Origin of the sequence: Mesorhizobium alhagi CCNWXJ12-2, from assembly GCF_000236565.1 — a bacterium.
Lineage (GTDB): Bacteria > Pseudomonadota > Alphaproteobacteria > Rhizobiales > Rhizobiaceae > Allomesorhizobium > Allomesorhizobium alhagi.
Genome location: NZ_AHAM01000262.1, coordinates 17,871 through 31,170 on the forward strand (window position 1 = coordinate 17,871; position 13,300 = coordinate 31,170).

The following is a 13,300-nucleotide window of genomic DNA, read 5'->3' on the forward strand; positions in this document are numbered from 1 at the left end:
GATTTCACGGATCACGGCATGTTCATGTCCCCTGGCCGGCATCCGCCATTGCCGGTAACGGCCGCGGTCCCCGAAAATTCCCGGTAGCCTCCTGCGTCCCTCCAATCATCGCGAGCGGCTGCACGTTGAATTCCGGGGCAAGCTCCTGATAGGCCAAAACGGGAAAGAGAATGCCGTTGTGCGCCAACAGACTGCGGACATGGCGGCGAACGTCACCGGATGCGAGTACGACGGGCAGGGCGCCGGCTTCAGTCCTGGCCTGCGCTTTCTGGAGATGAGCCACCAGTGCCTGGATCTGACTGCCCGTCGGATTGAAATGCGTGCCGGAAGGCGACGACTGAATAGAATTTCGGATGGCGTCCTCGGCCGGCCTCTGCAGCACATAGGCCGGGATGACATTGTCCTGGTTTGCTGCCCGGAAGCTGATCTGGCGCCTGAGTGCTGTTCGCACCTGCTCCGTCAGCAGCACGACATCCTGCTCACGCTGGCCTGAATCGGCAATTGCCTCGAGAATGAGACGAATGTTGCGCACCGGGACATTCTCGGACACCAGCCGGCGCAGTACGTCGGCGATCTTGTGCAGCGGCAACGTTTCCTGCGCCTGGCGGACCAGATCGCTATATTCAGCCTCTGCCTCGGTCAGCAGCTTGCGGGTTTCCTGGATGCCCACGAAATGGCTGGCATATTGGCGCAGTGCGTAGGCGAGCCAGCGACCGATGATGTCGAGCGGCGGCAGGACTTCGATATCGGCACGCGTGAGGTGTGCTGCGTCCGCTGCATCGACCCACAACGACTTCCTCGCTCCAGCAACACCCGGTCCCTCATCGACACTCACATCCGCGAGATCGACATGTTCGGGAGCTTCATCGACAAACAGCTTTCCCGCAGGGATTTCCGCTTCAAGGATCGGCGCCCCTTCAAGGTCGATGCGAAGGCGGCGCGCGGGCATGGCATCGTCGACGATTCGTTCGGCTGCCGGTATCTCGATGCCCAGATCGGTGAATATCTCGCGTCTGACATTGCCGACGCGGCGCTCGAGATCGGTATCGGGCGCATCGTTCGCAAGGCTTGGGCCCAGTCGTATCGCCAGGGGCGACGAAGAAACCAAGGCGATCGCAGCTTCCTGCGGATTCGCCTCCGCTCGCTGCAGCGCCACAGGCTTGCTGCCCGTTTCCCCAATCCGCTGCTCGGGCGACGCTTCGAACAGGCTGCTGCGGCCGCGGGCAAGGTAGGCCGCGGCGGCGCAGGACAGGGCAAGTCCTGCAAAGATGATGGTGGGGAAACCGGGCACGAAGCCGAGCGCGAGCATGATAACCGCGGCGAGACCGAGGGCCCGCGCATTACCTGTCAGTTGCGACACAACCTGGCTGCCGAGCCCCCCTTCGCCCTCGTCACCGGATACCCGTGTCACCATCACGCCCGCCGAGACTGCGACAAGCAGAGCGGGAATCTGCGCGACCAGCCCATCGCCAATCGAGAGCAACGTATAGATGCCGGCAGCCTCACTCGCGCTCATTCCGTGCTGCATCATGCCGACGGCGAAGCCGCCGACGAGATTGACGAGAATGATGATGATGCCGGCCATCACGTCGCCCTTGACGAACTTCATGGCGCCGTCCATCGCGCCGTAGAGTTGGCTCTCGCGCTCGAGTTGCTGCCGAAGGTGGTGCGCCTGGGCGCGGTCTATGTCGCCGTTGCGCAATTCGGCATCGATGCTCATCTGCTTGCCCGGCAGCGCGTCCAGCGTGAAGCGCGCGGCCACCTCGGCGACGCGCTCGGAACCTTTGGCAATGACAATGAACTGCGCGATGGTGATGATCAGGAACACGATCAGGCCGACGACTATCGAACCACCGACAACGAATTCGCCGAACGTCGTGACGATCTCGCCCGCATCGGCCTGCAGCAGGATGAGCCGGGTGGTGGTGATGGTGATGGCCAATCTGAAAATCGTCGCGACCAGGATCACCGAAGGCATCGCCGAGAATTGCAACGGACGCTCTGCGTAGAGCGCCACGATCAGGATCAGCATGCTGAAGGCGATGTTGGTGGTGATCAGGATGTCGACCAGAAAGGTTGGCAGCGGAATGAGCATCATCGCGACGGCGACGAGCATCAGCACAGCGACTACGAGATCGCCGCGTCCGGATACCTTGACGAGAAAAGGCAGCAAACGCTCAAGCATGGCTGTCCAGCATCTGGTGGTTGTCGAGGAACCGACGGAAGGACTGCCGCGCCTCGCCAGGGCAGCCGGCCGCCAGCAACGCGCGACTTTTCAGCAGCGTAAGCCCTGGGTGATCTGCACCATCGATCGTCTCGAGCTTTCCGATCGCGGCGAGCGCCTTTTCCGGCTCGCCGTCGAGAATGAGCAGATGCGCGAGCGTGCGCAGCACACCAGCGTCGTCCGGCGCCAATTGCGCGGCAATAAGCAGATACGCAGCGCCACGCTTGGCCTGACCGTGACAGCCGTAGAGATATCCCAGCATATGCATCAATTGGACGGTGTCGCGCACGCCGTTCAGATGTCGGTCCCTCCGTGCAGCTTCTTAAGTATTTCGAGATGCCGGTCGATCTCGTCGCGCATGAGCGCATCCGCCATCGAACGCAGTTGTTCGCCGCCTTCGAGGCGCGGAAGCAATTCGCTGATACAATTCTCCAGAATAGAGGCGGCGCGCCGCAGGATGGCCGGATCGGGGACGCGCGGGCGCACATACTGCACCAACACATCATTGATCGGAGTGCCGGACGGACCGGCTTCGAACAAGAGAGCGCCGCTCTCGATGCCTGGGGCTTCTCCCGATCCGTTGGCATTGTTCGTCTTTTGCTCGACTGGGTTGAGCCGCCGGCGCTCGACCTGTTGGCCACGATTGGCTCGTGCATGCGGTGAAACCGCATCCACATTGGAGACGTCGAATCGTGAACCTTCGATGCGACGGCTCATGGGTACTTCAGGGAAATGGTCGCCCCGTCCTTGCCAAGGATCAGCGCGTCCTCGCCGATCCGCTTGACCGACCAGCCGTTTTCGATGAACGCGCCTTCATGATAGCGAGCACCGTCGGCCGTGATGACGTAAGGCCGGTTGCCGTACCAAATAGCCTGAAGCGCCAGTCGCGGCGCGGCTTCGGCGCCGGCGACAGCCACAGTCGACGCCAGCATGAATTTCGCACCATATGTCTGATCGAACCAGGCCTGCAGGTTTGCCCATGCCTGGCTCCGATCTTTTGGCACCGTTCCGGACACACTGATACGGCCGTCATCGACGTCGATATCCAGCGGCCCGATGCCGGCCTCCTCGATCTTACGCGTCAGGTCTCGCGTCGCCAGGGCGACGGACGAATCGGACCCGTGGGCAGCCGATGCTTCAGCGCCGGTTGCCGGAAGGGCGGCTGCCAATACCTTCGGAACATGTTTGGTATCGGCCATGGATAGCTGGTTGGCCACCACGGATAGGATGAAGACGCCGACGAGGCCAATGAGACTGAGGGCCAATGAGCGCGAAAGAAACGAACGCTCCGCGCCTTGCCGCTGAGGTCCTATCCGCACCATCGCGCCGCCAATGCGCGCATTGAGCGGCAGCCGGCATTTTTGGCCGTGGCCCTGCGGCACCACGCTCGTTTCAAGCAGCACATCGCCGCCAAAGGCTTCAATCTCGACCGAGGAGCCACTGAGGCGCAGCCGCGCATGATTTTGCGCTACGCCTTCGTCCCTCAGCACAATGTCGGATTCGACACTCGATCCGATCGAATGGAACTCGCCGTCAAGTGCAAGCTGCGCGCCGGCGTGAAGTCCGTCGGTGACCTCGAGCAAGATGATGGGGGTCGCGACAGGCGCAAATGCTGCCAGCGCCGTGCTCACCGCATTGCGCGTTCCGAGGCCCGGTTCGCCGCCCATCTTCGCCTCCTAAGCAAATGCACAAGCCATTTCGAGAGAGTGCGCGACAGCTATCGCGCACCCGGATCGTCTGCGTCGCCCGAAATTTCGGCGACGCGACTTGTCACGATGACCGTTAGGACTTCTGGGCGGCGCTACCCATGTCCTTGGACGTGCCCATCTGGAAGTCATGCTCCATCTTGTGGGTGTCCTTCTTCACCTCGAGCGCGAACATACGTTCCTGCTGCGCAATCATTTTGTCGAGCATCGCTTCGGGGTTGCTGCCGCCTATGGAAGGGACCGTCGTCATGATTGGACTCCTCGCTGGGATTAAGTCGTATCAATGCAGATCGCCGACGCTCCGTTCGACGCCTACGCGCAAACCTTACGGAAGAGTTACGGCGGGACGAAATCCATTTGGTTTGTGGCGTCACGCCGAGACGGCCGAAGCCCTTCAGCGGACCTCGCCGGGCCGGCAGTTCGGGCACGAAAGGCTCTCAAGCAGCCCGCTCGCGTCGCGCAGGAACGACATTTCCTGGCCCATGTAGCTGATGAGGAAAGCCGCATAGATGACGAGCAGCAGGCTGAAGACCAGTGTCTTGACCACCAACGACATGGCGAAGACATTCATGTGGGGGGCGGCTTTCGCCACGAAGCCGAGCAGCACGTCCGACAGCAAAAGACCGACGACGATCGGGAAACTCAGGACGAGCGCCATGGTGAGGACGCGCGTCAGCAAATCGAGAAAGACATCCGCCGATTCGGCGCTGAAGACCGGCAACAGGCTTTCGATGGGCCACAGCCTGTAGCTGTCGAACACCGTCGTCAGCATAAATTCAAGACCGCCTGCGGCGAGGAACAGCGCGATCAGGGTGATGGCAAAGAGAGTACCGGTGGGGCTTGTCTCATGCGTCATCATCGGGTCGATCAGCGACCCCATGGTCGAGCCGCGCTGGAGGTCGACAATGTCGCCGGCCGCCTCGGCCGCCCAGAACGGCACGCCGAGTACAAGGCCCAGTGCGGCGCCGACGAGCATCTCCTTCAGGCCGAGGATGACGAAAGTGGCCACAGTGAAATCGACGCCGCGCAGCGCCTCCGTCAACGCCGGATAGAGTGGAATCGCGAAAGCAATGGCGACGCCGTTTCGCAACAGGCCGGTCAGCCGCAGGCGGGAAAACAGCGGCAGGACGATGATGAAGCCCAGCATGCGCGCAACGACGAAGCCCGCCGCCAGAATGTAGAACTCGGCCTCCTGGAGCCAGCCCAGAAACGATTCCATGTCACTAGCGCGTCGCAGTTGGAAATTCGTCGAAAATCGCGGTCGCCTGTTCCGCGATCTGATGGGCCATAAAGGGCCCGGTGATCAGGATGACCACCAGCACGACGACGAGCTTGATCGTCTGCGGCAGCGACTGATCCTGTATCTGGGTCAAGGCCTGGATCAGGCCGATCAACAGGCCGGTGACCAGCGAGACGATGATCGCCGGCGCCGACATGAGCAGCATGATCATGAACGCTTCCTGGACCCTCGCAAGTATGATGTCGCTGTTCATTGTCTTGATGTCCCGGGCGGCAAGAGGTCAGGCATAGCTGAGGATCAGCCCGTGCATCAGCCGCGACCATCCGTCGATGGCGACGAACAGAAGCAGCTTCAACGGAATGGAGATCAGCACCGGCGACACCATGATCATGCCAAGCGTCATCAGCACATTGGCGACGACAATGTCGATGATCAGGAAGGGCAGGTACAAAAGGAAGCCGATCTCGAAGGCGCGGGTCAGTTCCGATGCAACGAAGGCCGGGATGAGGATGGAAAGATCGTCGTCGCGCACATTTTTGCGCGCTTCCTCGGGCCAAAGCCTGCCTGTGCCTTCAAGAAAGAATTTGCGCTCATTCGGCTCGGTGAAGCGTATGAGATGAACCTTCAGCGGTTCCTTGATCAACTCGGCGGCAGCTCTAACGTCATCGACAGTCTCGAATTTCGTCTGGCCCTGCAGCCGATTCGACATTTCGCTCAGAAGCGGCGTGGTGATGTAGCTCGTCAGCACCAGCGCGATGCCATAGAGCACCAAATTCGGCGGCATCTGCTGGACGCCCAGCGCGTTCCTTATCAGGAAGAGCACGACCGAGATTTTCAGGAATCCCGTCATCGTCACCACGGCGAGCGGCACCAACCCAACGGTGCCGATGGCAATCAACAGGACCAGAAGGCTGGGCGCCCCTTCAATCATTTTGCGAAAATGCGCCTGACGCGAATGCCGAGGCCTTCGCCAATCCTGACGATTTCACCTTGTCCGATGCGCTTGCCGCCGGAAATGATGTCGATATTGTCCGCCGCAGCGTCGGGGAGCGGAAGAACAGCGCCGGGGGCGAGTTTCCTGACCTGTTCGACGGACAGTGTCGCGCGGCCTGCTTCGAAGACCAGTGTCACCGACAGGTCGCTTACGTCAAGGTCTTCAGGTTGCTCGCCGATAGATCGCATCCGGCCTGAACTCATCATCCACTCCCATCTTGAACCCGTGACCCTCCGCAGGCGGTCGAGTAACCGCACGCCGGACCCTGCAAATTCGACCGGCGCTGCGAGCACGCCGCCCAACTCGACCATTGCCGATACCGACTCGCCAGGAGTGTCGTCGATCACCACGACATCGCCGGCGGCGAGGTCTTCGAGTTCCGCCAGTGTGATCCGGACCGCGCCGCGGCAAATGCTGAGAGTCACGAGCGGATCGACTGCTTCCGCTGTCAGTCCCGGCGCGGTGGCATCCAGCAGACGGGAAAGATCGATCGCTAAATCCTCGTCTTCGAAGTGAAGGAGGCCCATCGAGGCGCCATCACCATGATGCAGCGCCAGCCGAAAACGCGCTGCGTCTGCCGCCGAGTTCTGCTCGAATGCGACAGTTCTCAGTTCAACGGGACGGCCGAAACGGTGCTCGAAATCAGTCAGTTCCTGGGCGATCAGTGCTTCCACCAACAGCGCGGCATGCGCCGGATTGAGCTGGTCCAGATCGGCCACTAGGTTCTGGCGGGCAAGCATACCCATCAGGAGACTCCGATCCACATGCAGCGAGGCTTCGGCGTCGCCAAATGCGACCGTGATCGCCGTATCCCAAGCCTGCGCTTCGTCTAGGCGCCATTTGGCGGTGGCCGTTGCCGCCATTCCGCCAAATTCAAACCGGACCGCTGGCCGGGCCCGATAGAATGCGTTCAGAGCTTCCAGATCGTCCGGCGAAATCTTTTCGAGTTCCAGCGGCTCCCATTTGGATGCGGTCCGCGAAGACCTTGTCGGCTGGCGATGCGTCGACTTCCGGCTGCGTGGCTGCGCGTCGGTCGGGGGAGAGGATGCGGATTTCAGCATGATCTTGCCAGGCGTTCCGCGGGCTTGTAGTCCTCTTCCGCCGTCAGTTCGACCAGCACGGCTTCGCGGATTGCGCCGCGCTCCGCGACCTTGGCGGCAAGAGCGTCAATCTTTTCGAGCGCCAGCCGGGCACGACGCAGCTTGTCTTTCGCTTCCGCAAGCTCGAGCCAACGGACATGAACACGTTGCTCCGCAGCATCCTTGGCTTCGGCCAGTCGGGCCTCCTCGAATTGCGCGGCAAGGTATGTGTTCTCGAGATCCTGCATGCTGGCGGCGCTCAGCTTTTGCCCAACCATAGCGTCCATCGCCATTCGCTCGGCGGCTGTTGCGCGCTCCAAATGGCTGTCGATCGCCTTTGCAGCATCCGCGACGTGGCGTTCTGCCTCCTTGTGCGCCGCGTAGCTGCGGCTGGCCGCCTCTTCGGCGCGATGTAACCGCGCTTCCCGTATCGAGCGGGTGCCTGCGATGAACCTGGCGTCTTTCATTGCAGGGCAATCTCGCGCATGAGCCGCAGCGTCTCGGCAAGCATCTCGCGCGAATTCGAATCCTGCCGCAGAAATGCGTTGATCCGATCGATCTTGGCGATTGCCTCGTCCGTCGCGGCGTCGCTGCCGCGCTCGTATTCGCCGACGCGCACCAGAAGTTCGACCTCGGCATGGCGTGACATCATTTCCCGAATCCGTCCCGCGTGTTCCCGGTGCTCCTGCGACACCACCGTGTCCATCAGGCGGCTTCTGCTGCGCAGGACGTCTATCGCCGGAAAGTGGTTACGCTGTGCCAGTTCGGTGGACAGAAAGACGTGGCCGTCCAGCAGCGCCTGAATCTCCTCTGCGACCGGATCCATCGTTCCGTCGCCTTCCATCAGGACGCTGTAGAGGCCCGTGATAGAGCCGATGCGTCCTGGCCCGGCCCGCTCCAGCAGGCGTGGCAGCGCGGCGAAGAGCGAGGATGGATATCCGCGCCGAGTCGGCGGCTCGCCGGAAGCAAGGCCAATCTCGCGCTGGGCGCGGGCAAAACGGGTGATGTTGTCCATGGCGAGTAGCACGTGCTTGCCCTGGTCGCGGAAATATTCCGCGATCGCGGTTGCTGCATGGGCCGCCTTGACGCGCTCGATGGCCGGCCGGTCCGACGTGGCGGCGACGATCACCGACCGCGCAAGCCCTTCCGTGCCCGCCTGGCGTTCGACGAATTCGCGCACTTCCCGTCCGCGTTCGCCGACCAGCGCGATCACGACAACGTCCGCATCGGTTCCATAGACAATATCGGCAAGCAACATCGACTTGCCGACGCCGGGCGCTCCAAACAGGCCAACGCGCTGGCCGCGCGCGCAGGTCAAAAGCCCGTCGAGCGCACGAATGCCAAGCGTCATCGGCTCCGAGATCAGGCTGCGTTGCATCGAGGGCGGGGGATCGGCAATGACCGGATAGTTGCCGGCGATGCCGGTCTCGTCGAGCGGTGCGCCGTCAAGAGGATCGCCGAGCGCGCTGATGACGCGACCGAGCAGGGCCGGGCCTATACGGATCTGCTGGCTCTTGAACGTCGGAATAACCTCGGTGAGGCTCGACAGGCCGGCAATGTCGCCGAGCGGCAGCAGAATCGCCATCTCGTCGAGCAGTCCGATCACTTCGGCTTTCATCCGCCTCTTGGTCTTCGGATCGACCAGATCGCAGATCTCGCCTATCCGGGCCTCTTCAAGGGCGGCATGGATTATGGCGCCGGTTACCTGGCGCACTCTGCCAGTGCGCCGCCGCGCCGCGTCCTGACGCAGACCGCTGCGAAGATTGGGAACGATGTCGGCGAGACGGCTGTCGATCCCGCTCATGCCGGCGTCTCCCCACGGTCGCGGACCGCCTCGGCGATTGCCGCGATCTGCGCCCCGATGGTCGCATCGACCACTGCAACTTCGGTCGCCACGACGCAGCCGTCGCGTGGCAAATCGGCATCGGCGATGACTTCGATCATTCCCTGGAAGCTCGATTCGGCGCGGACTGCGGCAAGTTCATCTCGCACGGCGTCGACGGCTTGCGGATGCACCGTCACCTTGATGAAACGGCTGCGCCGCATCTGGGAGATCGTCTGCCTCGCCGCCTTCGCCACCAATTCGCTGGCATCGAACTCGCCAAGCACGCGAGCGATGACGTCGGTCGCCAAGCCGATGACGTCCTTCTCGATCGAACCGAAATAGCGGTCCACCTTGGCTGTGACCTCAGCCAGGAGGCGAGTGGCTTCCGCGGAGCCCTCCGCCTTGCCGTCCTTGTAGCCTTCGGCAAAGCTGTCGCCATAGGCGCCGCGGGCCGTATCGTGCAGCTCGGCAGCTCTACGTTTCGCAGCGTCAAGGAAGGCAAATCCGTCTTGCCAGGCCTGCGCTTCGGCCGCTTTCAGAATTCGCTTGCCGGGCCGCGTCGGAAGTCCGATGCCTGCGCTCATCGGGCGGCCTCGCTGGCACGGCGGACAATCCCGGCACCGCCTGTCATCGGTTCGGCATCAAGGTCTACGTTGTCCGGAACCTTGAGCTTCATCCATGCGGATACCGGCTCCGATACGGTTTCGCACCAGGCGGCTATGCAGCGCCAGCCGTCATCGTGCATACGCGCCGCGATCGTCTCCACCGGCTCCAGAGGGCGGGGCGGCGGGGCAAGATCCCTGTTCGCCAAAGCAAAGGCGAACAACTCCTCACCGATCTGATGGTAAATGGCGCTCACCTTTTCCTTGCCTATGGCGCCGGCCAGCGACCCGGACCAGCAGATCGCGCCCGCGCGCATCGCCAGGGCCTCGATCTCCCGCTTGGGCGCCAGAGCGATCCGGCGGTCTTCGTCCGCCACGTCGTCACCGAGCGGCGCGAGCCCAAAATGCGAAGAAAGCAGCGCCGAAAGGCGCCGGGCCAGCCGCGGCGTCTCAAGCATGAACTGGCAACCCTGCACCGCGATCGCGCCGCCGAAGCATGCGGCAAGCTGGCTGGCATCGGCATGGACCGCGGGATTCTCGACGAAAGCATCCCAGTCAGGATTAAAGGCGGTTGGCGCCATCGCCTTCACACCGCTGACTGTTTGGCCGGAAGCGTCGTCTGGTTCAGCGAGTAGGTCCTGCGCCTGCTCCGATTCAGCAACTGGTTGACAAGCAGGACACCGAGAACAAGAACGCCGGCGCCGAGGCCGTAAACGATCCACATCGCCGCCGTCAGGCTGTCGGGATGCATTTGCAATCCGAAAAAGGACGCGAGGGCCGGTTCGCTCGACGGCCGTTCCGGAGGGGCTGCGACGGGGATCAGGACCACCGAGACATTGTCGTAAGCGAGACCGGCTACGCCGTTGGCGACCAGCATCTTCACTTGCGGTATGAGGCTCTCCATCGGCGCCGTCGCCTGATGACGGATGAAGACCGAAGCGGAGGAAGGCACAAGCTTCTGGCGCAGTGGATCGTTTTCCGGCAGGACCAGATGGACCCTTGCCGTCAAAACACCGTCTATATCCGAAATCGTCCGCGACAGTTCCTGGCTCAGGCCGAAGATCATAGCCGCCCGTTCCTCGACCGGCGAGGACACCAGGCCGTCGCGCTTGAATACGTCGCCGAGTGTGGCGAATTCCTGTTTTGGCAGGCCGTGGTCGTTGAGGATCGCCATAGCGTCGGCAAAGTTGCCTTCGCGCACGGTCACCGTCATCTTGCCATCCTTCTCTGGAGTGCGCTCAGCAGAAATCCCGTTGCGCACCAGAGTGGCGACCATCTCGTTCGCCTGCTGCTGGCTGAGCCCCCTGTAGAGTTCGACCGAACACGCCTGCAGAAACAGCAGGGTGCTCAGCACAGCGACAGCAATCGCAAGTCGACGTGGACGGTTCGACAAGTGCTTCCCCCGATGCCCGCTTATTGTTGCTTGATCAGCGTGTTGACAGATGACGACGCCGCCGAGACGCTGTTCGTTGCTAGCGAGGCGCCGAAAAGGGCCCACGAGGCGGAAACATATTGGTCAAGCAGGTGCTGCATGTCCGCCTCGGCCATCTTCCCGGACGGCTGGCCGGAGCCGCCCGCGCCAGACCCGGCCGCTGCGGGCTCCGACGATCCCATGGCGCCCTGTGCGGATTCCACCATGCTCCCGAGCGACTTCATCGTCGAATCGAACAGGGCGGAGGGATCGGCGCCACCGGTTCCGCGCTTGCCTGACTCATCCATATATTCGTAGAGGTGAAATTCCTTTACGGCTTCGGCGGGAGCCGGCGGATTGCCGGCGTCGCCATTGTTGCCCGTGCGCATGTTCTGGATGTTCTGGGCAAATTGGGCAGGTTCCGATCCGGCTGTGGTCGGTGTCGTCTTGTGTCCGGCCATCTTGTTCATCGTGACCGTCGGAGACTCCTTGACCGCCGGCTTGAGATATCCTGTACCCGCTGCCGCGGCGATGTTGATGTCCAGCCCTGCAGCAGTCGCGTCAGGAAGCAATTCCGCTACGGCCAAGGGCATCGTCGAGGCGATTTCCATTTCTCCTGCTCCCTACTGCGTGGCGACCGGCGGCTTTGCCGATGTCACGGCCCGAACGTCCACGGTGCGACCGCGGAAAACCCGCACATTGGCTTCCTTGCCGGCAGTCCCGGAATCGCCCAGGCCGACGCTCTGCTTGACGAGCGCAATGTAGGACGGTGGTCCGGAAATCGTGACGGCTCTGTCTTTTTCGGAGATCCTCAAGGGAAAGCGGCTGTCGGATACACCAAGCCTGTCCAGCCTCTCTGCAAGATCGGGTGCTGTTTCCAGGCCAACTTGAACTATTTCGGTGCGCAAATCCGACTCTGTCACCACATTGAGTGTGGATCGGTCATAGTGCCAGACCAGCCCGTAGCGATCGCATACCCAATCCAGAAACGCTCGCGCCGATCCGTGCGGCTCGCCCGAGTTTAGCCGCCCCTTGATGCCCTTGCCGAGCTTGATCGAAATGCCAAGGTTTCGGCCGAACTCCACCAAGGCAGCCTCCACGGGCTGATCGACGGCGATATATTTGTACGGACCATCCGGCCAATCGGGTTCGATCGCGCTCGCCGGCGCGATGGCGGCACAGATAAACGCCATCGCCCCGGCGGCGATCCGAATGCGCACAGAAATAGCCTTTCTGACTACCATTTCGGTAACGGGCCCATTCAGTCACATTGAAGGTATCGCCGACGCTGGCGCGCCGAAGACATAGCTCAGACAAAGCTAGTCCTCTCGAGCGAGATCGGAAAATCCAATTGGAACGCGCCGGGGACTCGTTTCGGGCAGAGCGGTCGACTATCGTCCGCGTCGGGGGTTGCCAGTACGGAATTCGAAAAGATGGCGGATCGGGCTTCGTTCAATGCTTCAAGCCGGGTGTGCGGCTGGCTGGCCGGCATGGCTCTGTTTTGTGCGACTATGTTTCTCGCCCAGGCGAATGCCGCCGCCGAAAACAGCGGCTACGATCCACGGACCTGGTCCTATGACGAAGCGCGCAACATAGTGTTGTCGCCCTCGGATCTGGAGGACGATGCGGTTCCGGAGGAGTCCGAGGACTGGAATCCCATCCCGCGCACGATCGTACCTTATGATGGTCCGGAAGGGTCGGGAACGATCCTGATCAGCACGTCGGAACGACGCCTTCGCCTGATCCTCGAGGGGGGCAAGGCACTTCAATATGCGGTCGGGGTAGGGCGCGAGGGATTCAGCTGGAGCGGCCGTGACCGCATCTCTGAGAAGAGGGAATGGCCAGACTGGCGCCCCCCTGCGGAGATGATAAAGCGTGAGGCAAGCAAGGGCAGGATCCTCCCTGCGAAGGTCGTGGGAGGGCCAGACAATCCGCTCGGCGCGCGCGCACTCTATATCGGATCCACGCTCTACCGCATTCACGGCACCAACCAGCCCTGGACGATCGGCGAGGCGAATTCGTCAGGCTGCATCAGGCTTACAAACGACGATGTTATCGATCTTTATCAACGGGTTCCCGTCGGGGCTCAAGTCGTCGTGCAGCGTTGAGCCGCAGCTTGTCGAGTTCCAAACCAACCCGCTATTGTGATGTCGAAGTCCGGCAAGCGATCAGATGGAGCGACCAATGCGGCTAGCCCTTTTTACGATCGTATGCGCGCT

17 protein-coding genes are annotated in these 13,300 nt (G+C 62.0%); 1 reads left to right on the forward strand and 16 read right to left on the reverse strand.

Annotated features, from left to right (window positions below; all coding sequences use genetic code 11):
• Positions 1 to 22: 22 nt before the first annotated feature.
• The 16 genes from sctV to MAXJ12_RS27735 all read right to left on the reverse strand — a co-directional run bounded on the left by sctV (position 23) and on the right by MAXJ12_RS27735 (position 12,301).
• The gene (gene sctV, locus MAXJ12_RS27665) at positions 23 to 2,185 is read right to left on the reverse strand and encodes a type III secretion system export apparatus subunit SctV (protein WP_008839417.1); all 2,163 of its coding nucleotides are present in this window, start codon (positions 2,183 to 2,185) and stop codon (positions 23 to 25) included.
• Positions 2,178 to 2,513, reverse strand: coding sequence for a tetratricopeptide repeat protein (locus tag MAXJ12_RS27670; protein ID WP_008839418.1), 336 nt, complete (start codon positions 2,511 to 2,513; stop codon positions 2,178 to 2,180). Before MAXJ12_RS27670 ends, sctV begins: the two co-directional genes overlap by 8 nt.
• Positions 2,514 to 2,518: 5 nt before the next feature.
• A complete protein-coding gene (locus MAXJ12_RS27675) occupies positions 2,519 to 2,941 on the reverse strand; it encodes a hypothetical protein (RefSeq protein WP_008839419.1) in 423 nt (140 codons plus the stop codon).
• Entirely contained in the window at positions 2,938 to 3,891 is a 954-nt protein-coding gene (locus MAXJ12_RS27680) for a SctD/MshK family protein (protein ID WP_008839420.1), read from the reverse strand. Before MAXJ12_RS27680 ends, MAXJ12_RS27675 begins: the two co-directional genes overlap by 4 nt.
• Positions 3,892 to 4,006: 115 nt before the next feature.
• Positions 4,007 to 4,180, reverse strand: a complete 174-nt coding sequence (locus MAXJ12_RS37855) for a hypothetical protein (RefSeq protein WP_008839421.1) — start codon at positions 4,178 to 4,180, stop codon at positions 4,007 to 4,009.
• 144 nt (positions 4,181 to 4,324) lie between these two features.
• Positions 4,325 to 5,149, reverse strand: coding sequence for a type III secretion system export apparatus subunit SctT (sctT, locus tag MAXJ12_RS27685; protein WP_008839422.1), 825 nt, complete (start codon positions 5,147 to 5,149; stop codon positions 4,325 to 4,327).
• Positions 5,150 to 5,153: 4 nt separating this feature from the next.
• A complete protein-coding gene (locus MAXJ12_RS27690) occupies positions 5,154 to 5,423 on the reverse strand; it encodes an EscS/YscS/HrcS family type III secretion system export apparatus protein (RefSeq protein ID WP_008839423.1) in 270 nt (89 codons plus the stop codon).
• A 27-nt stretch (positions 5,424 to 5,450) separates the two neighbouring features.
• Entirely contained in the window at positions 5,451 to 6,101 is a 651-nt protein-coding gene (gene sctR / locus MAXJ12_RS27695; RefSeq protein ID WP_008839424.1) for a type III secretion system export apparatus subunit SctR, read from the reverse strand.
• The gene (gene sctQ / locus MAXJ12_RS27700; RefSeq protein ID WP_008839425.1) at positions 6,098 to 7,225 is read right to left on the reverse strand and encodes a type III secretion system cytoplasmic ring protein SctQ; all 1,128 of its coding nucleotides are present in this window, start codon (positions 7,223 to 7,225) and stop codon (positions 6,098 to 6,100) included. Before sctQ ends, sctR begins: the two co-directional genes overlap by 4 nt.
• Complete coding sequence (locus MAXJ12_RS27705) at positions 7,219 to 7,710, reverse strand: hypothetical protein (protein WP_008839426.1); 492 nt, start codon at positions 7,708 to 7,710, stop codon at positions 7,219 to 7,221. The genes sctQ and MAXJ12_RS27705 overlap by 7 nt, the downstream gene beginning before the upstream one ends.
• Complete coding sequence (locus MAXJ12_RS27710) at positions 7,707 to 9,047, reverse strand: FliI/YscN family ATPase (protein WP_008839427.1); 1,341 nt, start codon at positions 9,045 to 9,047, stop codon at positions 7,707 to 7,709. The genes MAXJ12_RS27705 and MAXJ12_RS27710 overlap by 4 nt, the downstream gene beginning before the upstream one ends.
• A complete protein-coding gene (gene sctL, locus MAXJ12_RS27715) occupies positions 9,044 to 9,652 on the reverse strand; it encodes a type III secretion system stator protein SctL (RefSeq protein WP_008839428.1) in 609 nt (202 codons plus the stop codon). The genes MAXJ12_RS27710 and sctL overlap by 4 nt, the downstream gene beginning before the upstream one ends.
• Positions 9,649 to 10,260, reverse strand: a complete 612-nt coding sequence (locus MAXJ12_RS27720) for a SctK family type III secretion system sorting platform protein (RefSeq protein ID WP_008839429.1) — start codon at positions 10,258 to 10,260, stop codon at positions 9,649 to 9,651. Before MAXJ12_RS27720 ends, sctL begins: the two co-directional genes overlap by 4 nt.
• Positions 10,257 to 11,063, reverse strand: coding sequence for a type III secretion system inner membrane ring lipoprotein SctJ (gene sctJ / locus MAXJ12_RS27725; RefSeq protein ID WP_040588397.1), 807 nt, complete (start codon positions 11,061 to 11,063; stop codon positions 10,257 to 10,259). The genes MAXJ12_RS27720 and sctJ overlap by 4 nt, the downstream gene beginning before the upstream one ends.
• Positions 11,064 to 11,083: 20 nt before the next feature.
• Entirely contained in the window at positions 11,084 to 11,692 is a 609-nt protein-coding gene (locus MAXJ12_RS27730; RefSeq protein ID WP_008839431.1) for a hypothetical protein, read from the reverse strand.
• A gap of 12 nt (positions 11,693 to 11,704) precedes the next feature.
• Positions 11,705 to 12,301 carry a hypothetical protein gene (locus MAXJ12_RS27735; RefSeq protein WP_008839432.1) on the reverse strand — a complete coding sequence of 199 codons (597 nt, stop codon included), beginning with the start codon at positions 12,299 to 12,301 and terminating at the stop codon, positions 11,705 to 11,707.
• A gap of 213 nt (positions 12,302 to 12,514) precedes the next feature.
• Between MAXJ12_RS27735 and MAXJ12_RS27740 the strand changes: the two genes are divergently transcribed.
• Positions 12,515 to 13,189, forward strand: a complete 675-nt coding sequence (locus tag MAXJ12_RS27740; RefSeq protein WP_008839433.1) for a L,D-transpeptidase — start codon at positions 12,515 to 12,517, stop codon at positions 13,187 to 13,189.
• Positions 13,190 to 13,300 lie beyond the last annotated feature (111 nt).

What these genes read in the sequence shown, in the direction of transcription:
- MAXJ12_RS27710 (WP_008839427.1), bottom strand. Translation starts at nt 9,047, where the DNA reads ATGAGCGGGATCGACAGCCGTCTCGCCGACATCGTTCCCAATCTTCGC.
- sctQ (WP_008839425.1), bottom strand. Translation starts at nt 7,225, where the DNA reads ATGCTGAAATCCGCATCCTCTCCCCCGACCGACGCGCAGCCACGCAGC.
- MAXJ12_RS37855 (WP_008839421.1), bottom strand. Translation starts at nt 4,180, where the DNA reads ATGACGACGGTCCCTTCCATAGGCGGCAGCAACCCCGAAGCGATGCTC.
- sctR (WP_008839424.1), bottom strand. Translation starts at nt 6,101, where the DNA reads ATGATTGAAGGGGCGCCCAGCCTTCTGGTCCTGTTGATTGCCATCGGC.
- MAXJ12_RS27690 (WP_008839423.1), bottom strand. Translation starts at nt 5,423, where the DNA reads ATGAACAGCGACATCATACTTGCGAGGGTCCAGGAAGCGTTCATGATC.
- sctT (WP_008839422.1), bottom strand. Translation starts at nt 5,149, where the DNA reads ATGGAATCGTTTCTGGGCTGGCTCCAGGAGGCCGAGTTCTACATTCTG.
- MAXJ12_RS27730 (WP_008839431.1), bottom strand. Translation starts at nt 11,692, where the DNA reads ATGGAAATCGCCTCGACGATGCCCTTGGCCGTAGCGGAATTGCTTCCT.
- sctL (WP_008839428.1), bottom strand. Translation starts at nt 9,652, where the DNA reads ATGAGCGCAGGCATCGGACTTCCGACGCGGCCCGGCAAGCGAATTCTG.
- MAXJ12_RS27705 (WP_008839426.1), bottom strand. Translation starts at nt 7,710, where the DNA reads ATGAAAGACGCCAGGTTCATCGCAGGCACCCGCTCGATACGGGAAGCG.
- MAXJ12_RS27675 (WP_008839419.1), bottom strand. Translation starts at nt 2,941, where the DNA reads ATGAGCCGTCGCATCGAAGGTTCACGATTCGACGTCTCCAATGTGGAT.
- sctV (WP_008839417.1), bottom strand. Translation starts at nt 2,185, where the DNA reads ATGCTTGAGCGTTTGCTGCCTTTTCTCGTCAAGGTATCCGGACGCGGC.
- MAXJ12_RS27740 (WP_008839433.1), top strand. Translation starts at nt 12,515, where the DNA reads ATGGCGGATCGGGCTTCGTTCAATGCTTCAAGCCGGGTGTGCGGCTGG.
- MAXJ12_RS27680 (WP_008839420.1), bottom strand. Translation starts at nt 3,891, where the DNA reads ATGGGCGGCGAACCGGGCCTCGGAACGCGCAATGCGGTGAGCACGGCG.